The organism is Novosphingobium sp. BL-A-41-Hi4B-X5A (genome assembly GCF_055521705.1).
The window spans coordinates 1,197,382-1,210,957 of sequence record NZ_CM145500.1 but is presented as its reverse complement, the minus strand read 5'-3'; the positions used below and the strand labels follow the sequence as shown (position 1 = coordinate 1,210,957).

Genomic DNA, 13,576 nt, shown 5'->3' with positions numbered 1-13,576 from the left:
GGTGTTCGCACCCGCAGTGCGGGTTGAGGGGGCAACGCATGAACGCGATTTAATATCCCGTCGCAGAAAAAGGGCGCGGCAACCGATGATGCCGCGCCCCCTGTTCCAGTGCATCAAGGCCGGGATGATCAGCCCAGGTTCGCGCTCACCATGCAGTACAGCATCGGCAGCGACAGCAGCAGGTTGGTGCGGCTTGCGGCGAGAGCGCGGGGTGCTGCAGCAGCCTTTTCCTCGGCCGAGGCTTCGACGATCCCGAGGATCTTCTTCTGGGCGGGCCAGATGATGAACCACACGTTGAATGCCATGATCAGCGCCAGCCACATGCCAAGCCCGATCATGTTGACGTTGCCTTCGCCCGAGAAAGACAATGCCTGATGGCCATAGCCGTTGACGAACGCGATGACGAGGCCGGTGACCACGGTCAGCAGCGCGGCATAACGGAAGAAGAAGAACACCTTCGGTGCGATGTGGCCGGTGATCGCGCCCTTCTGCTCGGCGGGGATCTTCGGCATGGTCGGAACCTGCACGAAGTTCAGGTAATAGAGCAGGCCGATCCACAGGATCCCGAAGAAGGCATGGAGCCAGCGGAACACCGAGTTGGTGTCAGCCGGAGCGGATGCGCCGTAGCCCACCATAACCGCGATGGCAGCGACAAGACCGACGACAAGAACGAGATGAAGATTGCCAAAGAACTTGGCCATGTGATTTCCCCCTATGTGCAACCGTCATATGGCAGGAGCACGACCATGCCCCCACGGTTGCCGTGCATATTAGGCAGCGTGCCGCAAATGTCACACAAAATTAGGGATGGGGTTCCAGTCCCTTGGGGAGGCGCAGGCGCGCCTCAGTCGTGCGGTGGGTTCTGTTCCACTTCGGTCTGGTCTTCCACAGCAAGGCCATGCTTCATCAGCATGGGAATCTGCGCGAAAGTGAACAGGAACGACAGCGTGGTGACGCCCCATAGCTTGGCCTGCAGCCAGATCTCGAAATTGCCGTTCGCCGTGTTGAAGAAATAGCGCAGGACTTCGTTCAGCGCGGCAAGGAACAGGAAGAAGAACGCCCAGTTCCGCGAAAGCTTCAGCCAGCCTTCCTCGTTCAACCCGTCGAATGCGGCCTCAAGCAGGTAGCGCAGCATGGCTTTGCCTTTGGCAAGACCCGCAAACAGCACGCCGGCAAAAAGCAGGTAGATCGCCGTTGGCTTGACCTGGATCCAGAAGGGATCGCCCAGCAGGACGGTCAAGGTCCCGAACCCGAGTATCAGCACTGTCGACAGCCACAGCATCGGCGAAATCTTACCGAGCCGCAGCTTCGAGACGATCAACGCCACGACCGTTGCGACCATGAAGGCCGCGGTGCCTTTGGTAACTGCCACTACCTCGGCAAGTCCGGCGTCCCCGCCATCGCGCTTGAAGTAGCGGTAGGCGAGGAAGAACACGAGCAGCGGGCCGTAATCGACCAGCAGGTTCACCCATGATGATTTGGGCTTCTTCTGCGTTTCGCTCACCGGAACACTCCTGCGATGACCTTGGCAACAAGGTCGGGATCGAACGGGCGCAGATCGTCGATCTTCTCGCCCACGCCGATCGCGTGGATCGGCAGGCCATATTGCTCGGCCGCCGCCACCAGCACGCCCCCGCGCGCGGTGCCGTCGAGCTTGGTCATGATCAGGCCGGTCACGCCCGCCACTTCCTTGAAGATCTCGATCTGCTGCAGCGCATTTTGTCCGTTGGTGGCGTCGAGCACCAGCACCACGTCGTGCGGGGCTTCGGGATTGAGGCGACCGAGCACGCGGCGCACCTTTGCCAGCTCGTCCATCAGCTCGCGCTTGTTCTGGAGGCGACCGGCGGTATCCACGATCAGTGTGTCGATGCCGGTGTCGGTGGCAGTCTTTACCGCATCGAACACGATAGCAGCCGGGTCGCCGCCCTCGGGGCCGGTGACGATGGGCACGCCGAGCCGATCGGCCCAGACCTTAAGCTGGCCGATGGCGGCAGCACGGAAAGTGTCGCCGGCCGCCAGCATCACGCCATAGTCCTGCTCCTGGAACAGGTGGGCAAGCTTGGCGATGGTGGTTGTCTTGCCCGATCCGTTGACGCCGATGACGAGGATCACCTGCGGGCGCGGAAAGGCCACGATTTCGAGCGGCTTGGCAACCGGTCGCAGGATCGCGGCAATCTCTTCGGCCACGGCTTCCTTCAGGCCCTGTTCGTCCACGCCATTCTCGAAGCGGGCACCTTTCAGGCGTTCGCGGATGCGGGCAGCGGCGCGCGGGCCGAGGTCGGACAGGATCAGCGCGTCTTCGATATCATCGAGCTGCGCATCGCTGAGGCGGCTGCTGCCGACGATGCCGCCGAGATTCTCGGCAAGCCGCTCGGACGTCTTGCGGAATCCGCCGAGGATGCGGTCGGACCAGCTTGCGCTGGCAGGTTCCGGACTCATTCCAGTATTCCTTCAACAATCTTGGTCGGCGTTACCGTGACGAGGCTCCCGACAGGAGTACCTTCCGGAACGCGGTAGGTCGCAAAGTGTCCCGCATGGCCGGTTCCGTCGCGCTCGGCAAGGACTTGCGCAGGCATGCCGAGCAGAGATCGCAGCCAATCCCGGCGTTGCTTTGCCACTTCGGCCCGCACCTCGGCCGCTCGTTCCTTGACGAGCATCGGATCGACTTGCGGCATCCGCGCTGCGGGCGTGCCGGGACGCGGGGAGTAGGGGAAGACGTGACCGTGGACGACCGCGCATTCGCGCACGATCGAGACGTTGTCGGCGTGCATCTCGGGCGTTTCGGTCGGGAAACCGGCGATCAGGTCGGCACCGACGGCGATTCCGGGGCGAGCAGCTTTCATGCGCTGGACGAGTTCGATTGCATCCTTGCGCGAGTGTCTCCGCTTCATCCGCTTGAGCACCATGTCGCTGCCCGATTGCAGCGAGAGGTGGACGTGCGGCATCACACGCGGTTCGTGCGTAATCAACTCGAACAAGAGCGGGTCGATCTCCACGCCGTCGAGCGACGAGAGGCGCAGGCGGGGCAGGGCGGGGAACGCGGCAAGGATCGCGGCGACGAGATTGCCGAGGTGTTGGTGGCCCGGCAGGTCCGCGCCCCAGGACGTGACGTCCACGCCGGTCAGCACGACCTCGTTGACGCCCTCGTGGCGGGCGATGGCCTCAAGCACTCGTGGTATGTCGAGCGACCGGCTCGGGCCGCGACCCTGCGGGATGATGCAGAAGGTGCAGGCGTGATCGCAGCCGTTCTGCACCGGCACGAAGGCGCGGGTGTGCCTGGGCGTTTGCGCTTCAATGCGCCCTCGCGCAGACGGGGGCTTCAGTCGGTTTGCGCGAGGTTTCGTAACAACGCCGAGTTCCCCGCCTGCGCGGGGACGCCATGCTTGCGGTTTCAGCTTGTCGCCGTTCAGCACGACTGCATCGACTTCCGGCATGGCAGCGAACGCATCGCGCTCGATCGTCGCTGCGCAACCGGTGACGACAAGCCGCGCATCGGGATGCTCGCGCCGCAGTTTGCGCACGGCACGGCGCGACTGCCGCACGGCCTCGGCGGTCACCGCGCAGGAATTGACGACCACCGTGGGCGGTCCATCGCGCAGAAAGCCGCCGATTGCCTCGCTTTCGGCAATGTTGAGGCGGCAGCCAAGGGAGACGATGCGTCCGCTCATGCGGGGAAGTCGGCATCCTCGAACGAGCCTTCGAAGCTGAGCGCCGCAGGGCCGGTCATCTCGATCGAGCCGCCTTCAGGCCAGGCGATGGTGAGGGGGCCGCCGGGCAGGTCGACGCGGACCTTGCGGCCGGTCAGCTTGCGGCGCATCGCCGCAACGGCCGTCGCGCAGGCGCCGGTGCCGCAGGCGCGGGTCAGGCCGGCGCCGCGCTCCCACACGCGCAGCTTGAGGTGGTCTGGGCCGACCACGCTGGCGACGTTGACGTTCACGCGCTCGGGGAAAACCGCATCGTTTTCAATGACTGGGCCCAATCTTTCCAGCTCTACCGCATCGGCATCGGGCACGAAGAACACCGCATGGGGGTTGCCGACATTGACGCCGACGGGATTTTCCAACTCTTCCCAGCCAAGCGGCAACTCAAGGGTATCCATGGCATAACTCAGGGGTATGTCCTGCCAGCCAAAGCGGGGCAGGCCCATGTCGACGGTGACCCCATCCTCGCCCGCCTCGGAGCGGATCAGGCCACCCAGGGTCTCGATCGCGTTCGTGCCCCCGAGCAGAAGCCCAACAGCGCGACTGGCGTTCCCGCAGGCCTCGACCTCGCCGCCGTCGTTGTTGAAGATGCGCATGCGCACGTCGGCGACCTGCGATGGTTCGAGCACGATGAGCTGATCGCAGCCGATGCCGGTGCGGCGGTCGGCCAGCGCGGCGGCGCGGCGCGTGGTCATCGCCACCGGCGTCTCGCGCGCGTCGATCACGACGAAATCGTTGCCGAGGCCATGCATCTTGCGGAAGGGAATGCGCATGGCGCGCGACTTAGGGATTGCCGCGCCTCGTGGCAATCATTTCGCCGAAAATCAGGCCGTCGCCGCTCGCGGAAGTTCGAGCGGTTCGCTGGGCGAGGGGACGACAATGCTGGGCAGAAGATTGCTGCTGGCCAGCAGGGCACGGACTTCGTCCGCATCTGCCGGCTGCCCGTAAAGGTAGCCCTGGCCCTTGAACGAACCGTATTTGCGCAGTTCGTCCAGCACTTCGGGACTTTCGATGCCTTCGGCAGTGATCGGCAGGTCCATGCCCTTGCCGAGCGAGGAGATCGCCTCGATGATGGTGCCGCTGTCCTTGCTCTTGCCCAGCGTCGAGACGAAGAAGCGGTCGATCTTGATCCGGTCGAAGGGCAGGGTGCGCAGCTGCGCCAGTGACGAATAACCGGTGCCGAAATCGTCGAGGCTGATGCGGATGCCCTGATTCTTGAGGCTGGTGATCAGGGTGCGCACGACGCCGACGTTCTCGTGCAGGCAGGTCTCGGTAATTTCGATGTCGAGCCGGTGCGGCGGGAAGTTGGCTTCGACCAGCAGCTTGAGCAGCTTCTGGGCAAACCACGGATCGCGCAACTGCAGCGGCGAGATGTTGACCGAGAGAGTAAGCCGCGGATCCCATTCGCGCGCATCGCGCAGTGCCTGGCGGATCAGGCTTTCCGACAGTTCGGAGATCAGGCCGATTTCCTCGGCGATGGGAATGAACAGTTCGGGCGAAAGCAGGCCGTGCTTGGGGCTCTTCCAGCGGGCAAGCATTTCGAAGCCGGTCAGTTCGCCAGTGTCGAGATCGACCTGCTTTTCGTAATAGGGCACGAATTCGCCGCGCGGGATTCCTTCGCGGATGCCGCGCTCCAGCTCGCTGCGGAAGCGCAACTCGCTCTCCATGTTCTGCTCGAACCAGTAGTAGCGGTTCCGGCCGGCTTTCTTGGCCTGATACATGGCCAGGTCTGCGCGGTGGATCAGCAGTTCCGCCAAGGCGGCGGCGTCGCTCGTGTCAGCAGGACTCGTGTTGGCAAGGCCGATCGAGGCGGTCACTTCGAGCGCGAGTCCATCGATCTCCACGGGGCGGGCGATCGAAGTGTTCAGGCGGAGCATCAGGCGGTCGATAGCTTCGACGTGGTCCGGATCGTAGATCGTGGCAAAGGCGAACTCGTCACCACCAAGGCGCGCCATGATCGATTTTTCAGGCAGCAGTGCCCGAATCCGCTCGGCGGTCTGCAGCAGCACGGCATCGCCTGCTTGATGACCATGGGCGTCGTTCGACTTCTTGAAGTTGTCGAGGTCCATCATCATCGCCACGACCTCGTGGCCGGTGACCCGGGCGGCGTGGATCATGTCCTGAAGAGCAGGGCCGATGCTGCGGCGGTTGAGGCAGCCGGTCAGCGCGTCGGTATGGGCAAGCTTGTGGGCCACTTCCTCGGCGATACGGCGCTGGCCGACTTCGCGGGTGAGATCGACGTAGCGGCGCCAACCGAACAGCAGGAGGGCGATGTTGAGGACCAAGGCAGTTCCGAGCATCGGCTCCTGCGGTCTCGCGCCCGTGGCCAGTGAATGCAGGAAGTCGCGCAGTACCGACGAGCCGTTCGCCACAAAGAGCAGGACGGCTGCAATGATGACACCGAGACCCACGATATCGTGTTCCCGCCGGTCGGTGGTCGCCCTGCTGCCAGCATCCGGGGCAATATCCCGTTTCTCGAACTTGATCGGCGTTGTCGCCATGCCCCCGCTCTCACCTTTGCCGCATGTCCTGCGGTTCGATACCGTCAGGGCCAAAGCTAAGGGAACGTCCTGAAATTTTGGTTAAGAACTATGTCCGGCACCGGTCAGCGGCAGCGCCAGGGACGGGAGCAGTGGGTGGACGTCGGAGCAAGCTGCTTGCCTTGCGGGCAAAGCGGAGTTAAGGGGCGGGCCTGCGAGCGCCATGGCGTCTTGCGGATTCGACAACGGCCCCTGTTCAGGATGCCACACGCTGGTCGGCGAGGTTTCGCCCACCGGCGTTTTTCGCGTTACGCGAAAGTGGTCCCCGATCAAGGGCATGATGATGGGAATTGCGCGTGTTCGACAGTCTTTCAGACCGGCTTGGAGGCGTATTCGATCGCCTGCGCGGCCGCGGCGCGCTGCGTGAGGAAGACGTCCTCGCCGCCATGCGCGAAGTGCGCATCGCGCTGCTCGAGGCCGACGTTGCGCTTCCCGTCGTTCGCCGCTTCGTCGATCAGGTTTCGGAACAGGCCGTCGGCCAGTCGGTCCTGAAGTCGGTCACGCCCGGCCAGCAGGTCGTCAAGATCGTCAACGATGCGCTGGTCGAGATGCTTGGCGGCGGCACCGCCGAGCTTGATCTGAACGCCGCGCCGCCGGTCGTGATCATGATGGTCGGCCTGCAGGGTTCGGGCAAGACCACCAGCACCGCCAAGATCGGCAAGCTGCTGAAGGAAAAGCAGGGCAAGAAGGTCCTGATGGCCTCGCTGGACGTCAACCGTCCGGCGGCGCAGGAGCAGCTTCGCGTGCTGGGCGAGCAGGCGGGCGTTGCCACGCTGCCGATCATCACCGGCCAGCAGCCGGTCGACATTGCCACCCGCGCGGTGAATGCGGCCAAGCTGCAGGCGGTGGACGTGCTGCTGCTCGATACGGCAGGCCGTCTCCACGTCGATCAGGCGCTGATGGACGAGATGAAGGCGGTTGCCGCCGTCTCGGTGCCGAAGGAAACGCTGCTTGTCGTTGACTCGCTGACGGGTCAGGACGCGGTCAACGTCGCGCAGTCGTTCTCGGGCGAGGTTGACCTTACCGGGGTGATCCTCACCCGCATGGACGGCGATGCGCGCGGCGGCGCAGCGCTGTCGATGCGGGCCGTCACCGGCAAGCCGATCAAGTTTGCCGCGACCGGCGAAAAGCTTGACGCGATCGAGCCGTTCCACCCCGAGCGCGTGGCAGGCCGCATTCTGGGCATGGGCGACATCGTCTCCATCGTCGAGAAGGCGGCGGCGACGATCCAGGCAGAAGACGCCGAGAAGCTCGCCCAGCGCATGTCCAAGGGTCAGTTCGACATGAACGACCTGCGCACCCAGCTGCGGCAGATGCAGAACATGGGCGGCCTCGGCGTGCTAGCGGGCATGATGCCGGGCATGAAGAAGGCCAAGGCGGCGATGGCGCAGTCCGGCATGGACGACAAGGTGCTGCTGCGCATGGACGCGATCATCGGTTCGATGACACCCAAGGAGCGCGAGCGCCCCGAACTGCTCAACGCCAAGCGCAAGATCCGCGTGGCAAAGGGCTCCGGCACGCAAGTGCAGGACGTCAACAAGCTTCTGAAGATGCACCAGGAAATGGCCAAGGCCATGAAGCAGATCAAGAAGATGGGCGGTCTCAAGGGCTTGGGCGCGCTGTTCGGCAAGGGTGGCCTTGGCGCCGCGATGCCGGGGCTGGACCAGCAGATGGGGGCCGGTGGTCTCGGTGGTCTGGGTGGCGGCGGCCTGCCCGGTTTGGGTTCGGGCGGCTTGCCGGGCAATCTCGGCGACCTGCTCAAGAAGAAGTGATTTCGCGTTTTTCCGTTTTTCCAGTTTGATTGAAAGGTAATCCAGATGTCCGTTTCTATGCGTCTTTCGCGCGGTGGTTCGAAGAAGCGCCCGTACTACAAGATCGTCGTTTCCAACAGCCGCGCCCCGCGTGACGGCAAGTACCTCGAGCAGGTCGGCACCTACAACCCGCTGCTCGCCAAGGACGACGAGAACCGCGTGCGCCTGGTTGAAGACCGCGTGCGTTACTGGATCGGCGTTGGCGCCCAGCCGACCGACCGCGTTGCCCGCATGCTCGACAAGGCCGGCATCAAGGAGCGCAAGCCCACCAACAACCCGCAGGCTGGCGTCCCCGGCAAGAAGGCGCAGGAGCGCGCCGAGGAAAAGGCCGAGAAGGCTCGTGAAGCTGCTGAAGCCGCTGCCGCTGCATCGGCTGCGCCGGCCGAGGAAGCTCCGGCTGCTGAAGAGCAGGCTGAGGCCTGATCTTGCGCGATCAGCCCGTCACGCTCGCCGCCATCACCGGCGCGCATGGAGTGGCGGGCGAGGTCCGCTTGAAGCTGTTCGGTGAAGGCGTGGTGGCGCTGAAGCGTTACCGCGCCTTCAACGACTCCGCGCTGACCGTGGTAAAGCTGAAGGACGACGGCAAGGGCGGCGCGATTGCCCGCTTCGCCGAAGTGCCCGATCGCACCGCGGCGGAGAAGCTGCGCGGAACGGCGCTGACCGTGCGGCGCTCGGAAATGCCGGCATTGCCTGATGACGAATATTACCATGCCGACTTGATCGGCCTGCCTGCCATCTCGACCGAGGGCGAGGCGCTGGGCGAATGCGTCGCGGTCGAGAACTTCGGCGCGGGCGACGTGATCGAGATCCGTAAGCCGGATGGAAAGAAGTTTATGGTGCCCATGAAGCCCGAAGCGGTTCCGGAATGGACCGACGAGCGGATTGTGATTGAGGCGGGGTGGGTCGAGTAGTATATACGCTGCGTATATACGGAGGCCGTGATGGGCATCGAGCATACTGCCAAGAGCTTCAAATCGGGAAACTCGGTTGCCATCCGCATTCCGGCGGCCTTGGGCGTCGAGCCTGATCGCGAGTGGGTGATCGAGGAGAAGGACGGCGATCTGATCCTTCACCCCAAGTCCAAGGCGAAGCGCAAGTTCAATATCGAGAAGGTCTGGGGCATCGGACGGGGTTCTGGCTTGAAGCGGATCGAGCCGGAAGATCGGGTGTTCGAGGATAGCCCGCGCGTTTGGGATGATGCCGAATGGCGCGCGAAGCATGGCTGGCCCGAGCCATCTGAAGATGGCGATCCCGCTTGAAATACATGCTGGATACCAATGCGGTGATCGTGGCCATCGAGGGTGATGATCCCGTCTTTCGTGCACGAATGGCCGAGGCCGACGAGGGTGATATCGTAATCTCGTCGATTGTTCTTGCGGAAGTCGCCCTCGGCACTGAACAGGGCAAGCCACCTCCGGCCAAGATTTTGGAAATCTTTCTCGAAGAGGTGCCGGTTCTGGCTTTTGATGAGAAGGCGGCAAGGGCTTACGCGAAGATTCCGTTCAAGCGGGCCAGTTATGACCGGCTGATTGCGGCCCATGCCATTTCGCTCGGCCTAACGGTGGTGACGGCCAACGCAAAGGACTTTGCGGATGTGCCGGGGTTGGTGGTTGAGAATTGGTCGGATTGATGCTGGCGCTGTTGTTCTTGATGCTCGGGCTGGCCATGCCACTTGCGCTCGCCTGGAGCTTTGCGCGATTCAGGCCCGATTGGTCCAAGCGTAAAGTCGTATTGTGGGCGTCAGGGCCGATCCCCGCAATCGGGGCGGTTCCGTGCCTGTTCGTGATCATCAATGCCATGACCACGCCCGCTGACAATTGCGGCGTCGATGCTTGCGGCATGGCGATGGCTGCGGGACTGGCAATGCTCGGATTGCTCGCGGCAATCTTCGTTGGCTGGGCGATATTGGCCTTCGTTACGGTTACTGTCGTCAGGCGCGGTCGCTCTGGTGCGCCAGACATGGATGTGTTCAAATGAACTTCGCCGCCACAGTTCTCACGCTCTACCCCGAGATGTTCCCCGGCCCGCTTGGCGTCAGCCTTGCTGGGCGCGCGTTGCGTGAGGGGACCTGGGCGATGGATGCGGTGCAGATCCGGGACTTTGCCATCGACAGGCACAAGACCGTCGACGACACGCCGGCAGGCGGCGGGGCAGGGATGGTGCTCAGGGTGGATGTGCTGGCAAAGGCCATCGACCATGCGAGGGAAAGCCATCCCGGTTGCCCCGTGATCGCCATGACGCCGCGTGGCAAGCCGCTGACGCAGGAGCGGGTGCGGGAGCTTGCCGCCGGGCCGGGGGTGATCCTCGTCTGCGGGCGGTTCGAGGGATTTGACGAGCGGATTTTCGAGGGCCGCGACGTTGAAGAAGTCTCGGTTGGAGACATCGTGCTTTCGGGTGGCGAATGTGCGGCGCTGATGCTGCTCGACGCTTGCATTCGGTTGCTTCCCGGCGTAATGGGCGCGGCTTCTAGCGGGCATGAGGAGTCGTTCGAGAACGGACTCCTTGAATACCCGCACTATACCCGACCTGCTGAGTGGGAAGGGCGCACGATCCCTGAAGTGCTGCGATCGGGGGATCATGCGAAAATCGCGGAATGGCGGAAACGCCGTTCGGAAGACGATACACGGTTACGCAGGCCGGACCTTTGGGAGCGCCACATCGGCGTTCGGGTCCAGTCTGCCTCTGGCGCGCAGCGTGAAGTGCAGGACGATTGAAAATGAACCTGATTCAGCAGCTTGAAGCTGAAGCCATCGCCGATTTCAAGGCGAAGAAGGAAATTCCGGACTTCCGCGCAGGCGACACCGTCCGCGTTGGCGTGCGCGTCGTCGAAGGCGAGCGTACCCGCGTCCAGGCCTACGAAGGCGTGTGCATCGCACGCTCGAACCGTGGCCTCGGCTCGAACTTCACCGTTCGCAAGATCTCGTTCGGCGAAGGCGTGGAGCGCGTGTTCCCGCTCTACTCGCCCAACATCGATTCGATTAACGTGGTGCGCCGTGGTGTCGTGCGTCGTGCGAAGCTCTACTACCTTCGCGGCCGCACCGGCAAATCGGCGCGTATTGCTGAGCGCAAGGTCACCAAGGCCTGAGCAACGCCAAAGCACGGGTAACGTGTTGAGAAAGGCGTCCTGGCTCAAGGCCAGGGCGCCTTTTCTGCTTTCAAGCGCAACCATTTCGGGCCACGTAGGCGCATCGCTAACATGCCCCGGCGGCAAGCCGGGCCAGAGGATACCGAAAACCCATGCGTCATTTCCGCCTGCTCGCCGCCTGCGCGCTCTTTTCCCTCGTCGCCTCGCCTGCGCTTGCCCAACAGGGATCACCGATGACCACTGCCGCGCCTGCTGAAGCGAAGGATCTCACGTTCGAGCGCGTGTTTGCCAGCCCGAGCCTCAACGGCCCGGCGCCGCGTGCGGTGAAGCTCTCGCCCGATGGCCGTTACCTGACGCTGCTGCGCAACCGCGCCGACGACCGCGAGCGCTACGACTTGTGGGGCTTCGACCGTCAGACCGGTGAATGGAAGATGCTGGTGGATTCGCTCAAGCTCTCCTCGGGCCGCCAGTTGAGCGAGGCCGAGAAGATGCAGCGCGAACGCCAGCGCATCGGCGATCTCAAGGGTATCGTCTCCTACGAGTGGAGTGCGGACGGAAAGTCGGTGCTGGTACCGGTGGATGGCGATCTGCTGCTGGCAGGGCTCGATGGGTCGGTACGCAAGGTTGAAGGTACCAAGGGTGGTGAGCTGACGCCGAAGCTTGGGCCGAAGGGCGAGCATATCGCTTTCGTGCGCGACCGTCGCCTGTGGGCAGGGCCGGTGACCGGGGCGGCGGCGCAGGCGATCACGCCTGAGGAGGCAAACGCCCACGTTCACTGGGGTGAAGCCGAGTTCGTCGCGCAGGAGGAAATGAACCGCTTCAACGGATTCTGGTGGTCGCCGGATGAGAGCCGCATCGCGGTGGAGCGCTTCGACGAAAGCATGGTCGGCGTGGTCACCCGCGCGGCCATTGGCGCGGAAGGCACCAAGACCTTCGACCAGCGCTATCCGGCCGCGGGCACGCCGAACGCCGAAGTTTCGCTCTACGTGATGGGGCCGGATGGTTCGAACCGCGTGCAGGTTGATCTTGGGCAGGACAAGGACATCTACCTCGCCCGTGTCGACTGGGTGCCCGATGGCAAGACGCTCTATGTCCAGCGCATGAACCGCGAGCAGACCGTGCTCGACATGCTCAAGGTCGATCCCATGACCGGCAAGTCGAGCGTGCTGTTCAGCGAGAAGGCGGCGGACAAGCACTGGATCGACCTGTCGGACAGCTATCGATTCCTTTCGGACGGCAGCCTCGTCTGGTGGTCTCAGCGCGACGGGTTCGGGCACCTCTACCGCTTCAGCAAGGGCAAGTGGAGCCAGCTGACCAAGGGTGAGTGGGTAGTCACCGGGCTTGTCGGCGTGGACGAGAAGAGCGGCAAGCTCTACCTCACCGGCACCAAGGACGATGTGCTGGCGCAGCAGGTCTATGCGATGGACCTGAAGGTACCGGGCAAGCTGACGCGGCTGACCGAGCTGGGCTGGGTCAACGGCGCAAGCATGGACAAGAGCGGGCAGACGCTGATGATCACGCGATCGTCCGACGCACAGCCGGCGCAGTCCTATATTGCCGACACGACCGGCAAGCGCTTGGCGTGGATCGAGGAGAACAAGGTCGCAGGCTCGCATCCTTACGCGCCCTACCTCGCCAGCCATCGTCCGGCGCAGTTCGGCACGATCCCGGCCGCTGATGGCACGCCGCTGCACTACATGATGATCACCCCGCCGCTGGAGCCCGGCAAGAAGTACCCGGTGTTCACCTACCACTACGGCGGGCCGACCGCGCAGGTGGTCAGCAAGGGCTTCCAGGGCGCGCTGGCGCAGGCGATCGTCGACAAGGGCTACATCTACTTCGCGATCGACAATCGCGGCTCGGAAAACCGCGGCGTGAAGTTCGCCTCGGCGCTGCATCACGCGATGGGTTCGGTCGAGGTGGAGGACCAGCTGGCCGGAGCCAACTGGCTGAAGAAGCAGAGCTTCGTCGATGCCGACAAGATCAGCACGTTCGGCTGGTCCTATGGCGGCTACATGTCGATCAAGATGCTCGAGGCCAATCCGGGCGCATATGCCGCTGGCATCGCCGTGGCGCCAGTGACCAAGTGGCAGATGTACGACACGACCTATACCGAGCGCTATCTGGGCGATCCGGCCAAGCTGCCGCAGGTCTACGAGAAGTCGAACGCGCTGGCCGACACCGGCAAGATCAGCGATCCGCTGCTGATCATTCACGGCATGGCCGATGACAACGTGGTGTTCGAGAACGCCAGCGCGATCATCGCCAAGATGCAGGCCGAGGCGGTGCCGTTCGAGATGATGCTCTATCCCGGCTACACCCACCGCATCAGCGGGCCGAAGGTGAGCCAGCACTTGTACGAGACGATTTTCCGCTTCCTTGACCGTAATGGCGCGGGGAGTGGCAAGTAGCCTCACTTCATGGGCCTAAAGCCCAAAA

General features: G+C 63.6%; 15 protein-coding genes. 9 read left to right on the top strand and 6 right to left on the bottom strand.

The annotated features are described in order from the left end of the window. Window positions 1-128: 128 nt before the first annotated feature. The 6 genes from ACZ1JY_RS05500 to ACZ1JY_RS05475 all read right to left on the bottom strand — a co-directional run bounded on the left by ACZ1JY_RS05500 (window position 129) and on the right by ACZ1JY_RS05475 (window position 6,202). Window positions 129-701 (bottom strand): urate hydroxylase PuuD, encoded by a 573-nt coding sequence (locus tag ACZ1JY_RS05500; protein WP_168903752.1) that lies wholly within the window; start codon window positions 699-701, stop codon window positions 129-131. 143 nt (window positions 702-844) lie between these two features. Then, entirely contained in the window at window positions 845-1,504 is a 660-nt protein-coding gene (locus ACZ1JY_RS05495; protein ID WP_465130632.1) for an inner membrane-spanning protein YciB, read from the bottom strand. Next, the gene (gene ftsY, locus ACZ1JY_RS05490; RefSeq protein ID WP_118073483.1) at window positions 1,501-2,439 is read right to left on the bottom strand and encodes a signal recognition particle-docking protein FtsY; all 939 of its coding nucleotides are present in this window, start codon (window positions 2,437-2,439) and stop codon (window positions 1,501-1,503) included. Before ftsY ends, ACZ1JY_RS05495 begins: the two co-directional genes overlap by 4 nt. Next, the gene (locus ACZ1JY_RS05485) at window positions 2,436-3,668 is read right to left on the bottom strand and encodes a MiaB/RimO family radical SAM methylthiotransferase (protein ID WP_465130631.1); all 1,233 of its coding nucleotides are present in this window, start codon (window positions 3,666-3,668) and stop codon (window positions 2,436-2,438) included. Before ACZ1JY_RS05485 ends, ftsY begins: the two co-directional genes overlap by 4 nt. After that, window positions 3,665-4,474 (bottom strand): diaminopimelate epimerase, encoded by an 810-nt coding sequence (gene dapF / locus ACZ1JY_RS05480; protein ID WP_168903754.1) that lies wholly within the window; start codon window positions 4,472-4,474, stop codon window positions 3,665-3,667. Before dapF ends, ACZ1JY_RS05485 begins: the two co-directional genes overlap by 4 nt. Window positions 4,475-4,525: 51 nt before the next feature. Further along, the gene (locus ACZ1JY_RS05475; RefSeq protein ID WP_465130630.1) at window positions 4,526-6,202 is read right to left on the bottom strand and encodes a putative bifunctional diguanylate cyclase/phosphodiesterase; all 1,677 of its coding nucleotides are present in this window, start codon (window positions 6,200-6,202) and stop codon (window positions 4,526-4,528) included. A gap of 335 nt (window positions 6,203-6,537) precedes the next feature. Between ACZ1JY_RS05475 and ffh the strand changes: the two genes are divergently transcribed. The 9 genes from ffh to ACZ1JY_RS05430 all read left to right on the top strand — a co-directional run bounded on the left by ffh (window position 6,538) and on the right by ACZ1JY_RS05430 (window position 13,548). Beyond that, a complete protein-coding gene (gene ffh / locus ACZ1JY_RS05470; protein WP_465130629.1) occupies window positions 6,538-8,013 on the top strand; it encodes a signal recognition particle protein in 1,476 nt (491 codons plus the stop codon). Between the two features lie 45 nt (window positions 8,014-8,058). Further along, the gene (rpsP, locus tag ACZ1JY_RS05465; RefSeq protein WP_118073487.1) at window positions 8,059-8,475 is read left to right on the top strand and encodes a 30S ribosomal protein S16; all 417 of its coding nucleotides are present in this window, start codon (window positions 8,059-8,061) and stop codon (window positions 8,473-8,475) included. Window positions 8,476-8,477: 2 nt separating this feature from the next. Then, the gene (gene rimM, locus ACZ1JY_RS05460; RefSeq protein WP_465130628.1) at window positions 8,478-8,963 is read left to right on the top strand and encodes a ribosome maturation factor RimM; all 486 of its coding nucleotides are present in this window, start codon (window positions 8,478-8,480) and stop codon (window positions 8,961-8,963) included. 30 nt (window positions 8,964-8,993) lie between these two features. Then, window positions 8,994-9,311 carry an AbrB/MazE/SpoVT family DNA-binding domain-containing protein gene (locus tag ACZ1JY_RS05455; RefSeq protein ID WP_465130627.1) on the top strand — a complete coding sequence of 106 codons (318 nt, stop codon included), beginning with the start codon at window positions 8,994-8,996 and terminating at the stop codon, window positions 9,309-9,311. A gap of 5 nt (window positions 9,312-9,316) precedes the next feature. Further along, window positions 9,317-9,682: a PIN domain-containing protein gene (locus tag ACZ1JY_RS05450; protein WP_465130878.1), complete on the top strand. Its 366-nt coding sequence runs from the start codon at window positions 9,317-9,319 to the stop codon at window positions 9,680-9,682. Continuing rightward, on the top strand, window positions 9,682-10,029 hold the full coding sequence (locus ACZ1JY_RS05445) for a hypothetical protein (protein WP_465130626.1): 348 nt from the start codon (window positions 9,682-9,684) through the stop codon (window positions 10,027-10,029). The genes ACZ1JY_RS05450 and ACZ1JY_RS05445 overlap by 1 nt, the downstream gene beginning before the upstream one ends. Then, window positions 10,026-10,766, top strand: a complete 741-nt coding sequence (gene trmD / locus ACZ1JY_RS05440) for a tRNA (guanosine(37)-N1)-methyltransferase TrmD (protein ID WP_465130625.1) — start codon at window positions 10,026-10,028, stop codon at window positions 10,764-10,766. Before ACZ1JY_RS05445 ends, trmD begins: the two co-directional genes overlap by 4 nt. Before the next feature lie 2 nt (window positions 10,767-10,768). Continuing rightward, complete coding sequence (gene rplS, locus ACZ1JY_RS05435) at window positions 10,769-11,137, top strand: 50S ribosomal protein L19 (protein ID WP_465130624.1); 369 nt, start codon at window positions 10,769-10,771, stop codon at window positions 11,135-11,137. Window positions 11,138-11,289: 152 nt separating this feature from the next. Further along, on the top strand, window positions 11,290-13,548 hold the full coding sequence (locus tag ACZ1JY_RS05430) for a S9 family peptidase (RefSeq protein WP_465130623.1): 2,259 nt from the start codon (window positions 11,290-11,292) through the stop codon (window positions 13,546-13,548). The last annotated feature ends 28 nt before the right edge of the window (window positions 13,549-13,576 follow it).

What these genes read in the sequence shown, in the direction of transcription:
- ACZ1JY_RS05500 (WP_168903752.1), bottom strand. Translation starts at nt 701, where the DNA reads ATGGCCAAGTTCTTTGGCAATCTTCATCTCGTTCTTGTCGTCGGTCTT.
- ftsY (WP_118073483.1), bottom strand. Translation starts at nt 2,439, where the DNA reads ATGAGTCCGGAACCTGCCAGCGCAAGCTGGTCCGACCGCATCCTCGGC.
- ACZ1JY_RS05485 (WP_465130631.1), bottom strand. Translation starts at nt 3,668, where the DNA reads ATGAGCGGACGCATCGTCTCCCTTGGCTGCCGCCTCAACATTGCCGAA.
- dapF (WP_168903754.1), bottom strand. Translation starts at nt 4,474, where the DNA reads ATGCGCATTCCCTTCCGCAAGATGCATGGCCTCGGCAACGATTTCGTC.
- ACZ1JY_RS05475 (WP_465130630.1), bottom strand. Translation starts at nt 6,202, where the DNA reads ATGGCGACAACGCCGATCAAGTTCGAGAAACGGGATATTGCCCCGGAT.
- rpsP (WP_118073487.1), top strand. Translation starts at nt 8,059, where the DNA reads ATGTCCGTTTCTATGCGTCTTTCGCGCGGTGGTTCGAAGAAGCGCCCG.
- ACZ1JY_RS05455 (WP_465130627.1), top strand. Translation starts at nt 8,994, where the DNA reads ATGGGCATCGAGCATACTGCCAAGAGCTTCAAATCGGGAAACTCGGTT.
- ACZ1JY_RS05450 (WP_465130878.1), top strand. Translation starts at nt 9,317, where the DNA reads ATGCTGGATACCAATGCGGTGATCGTGGCCATCGAGGGTGATGATCCC.
- ACZ1JY_RS05445 (WP_465130626.1), top strand. Translation starts at nt 9,682, where the DNA reads ATGCTGGCGCTGTTGTTCTTGATGCTCGGGCTGGCCATGCCACTTGCG.
- trmD (WP_465130625.1), top strand. Translation starts at nt 10,026, where the DNA reads ATGAACTTCGCCGCCACAGTTCTCACGCTCTACCCCGAGATGTTCCCC.
- rplS (WP_465130624.1), top strand. Translation starts at nt 10,769, where the DNA reads ATGAACCTGATTCAGCAGCTTGAAGCTGAAGCCATCGCCGATTTCAAG.
- ACZ1JY_RS05430 (WP_465130623.1), top strand. Translation starts at nt 11,290, where the DNA reads ATGCGTCATTTCCGCCTGCTCGCCGCCTGCGCGCTCTTTTCCCTCGTC.